Here is a 760-nt window from a genome sequence, read left to right on the forward strand (position 1 = left end):
TACCGACGCGTTAGAGCTTTCTCATTTAGTTGAAGAAGCGAATGAAGAGTATGATATTTTGATGAATGACCTCATGTAACTTTCATTATGGATGAAAGTCACTGTGGTGATTTAGGGCGGCGTGCTGACGTACAACCGACAAAAAAACCTCCCACTGGTGGGAGGTTTTTGTATTTCTGTTTTGGCGTTAAATCGCTTCTTCTTTTGGTGGCGTAATATCTTGCACGTTTTCACCGTCAAAGTTTTCAGCGTAACCTTTTGGCGGTGGCGTCCAGCCACGTTCAGAACGCGATAACTTATCGTGACGATCTTTGCGCATCTCTTCCGCCATTTTCTCTTCGAGCTGGATGAATAGCTCGCGGAAGTTGTTATCGAAGCGCTCACCTTCCGAATCGTCTTCCCACGCTTGATATAACATTTCAGATTTACGAGCTTCTACGCGCTTGTAAGTGTCTTTTTGCTGTTCAACAAAGAATGGGTGAATGCCCAACGCTTTCATGGCATGTCCACCCATTTCCAGTGCCGAGTGATAAGTTTCCGATTCAATCACATCTGCGCCAGCTTGACGCAACAAGTAACCATGACCGCGGTCGAAAGCACGTGCGATGATTTTCACTTTCGGGTACGTGTGCTTCACGTATTTCACCAGTTCCACACTCGATTCTTGGTTATCAATCGCGACGACCAACGCAGCCGCATGCTCGATACCTGCTGTGTGCAGCATATCTGGTCGGGTTGCGTCACCAAAATAGGCACGAGT

General features: G+C 47.0%; 1 protein-coding gene. It reads right to left on the minus strand.

From position 1 onward, the window contains the following. Positions 1–187 precede the first annotated feature (187 nt). The coding region (locus R7O13_RS26380) for an NAD-binding protein (protein ID WP_318305143.1) at positions 188–760 on the minus strand (573 nt) is incomplete at its 5' end.

The sequence above is a fragment of the Vibrio sp. Y176 genome (assembly GCF_033438945.1).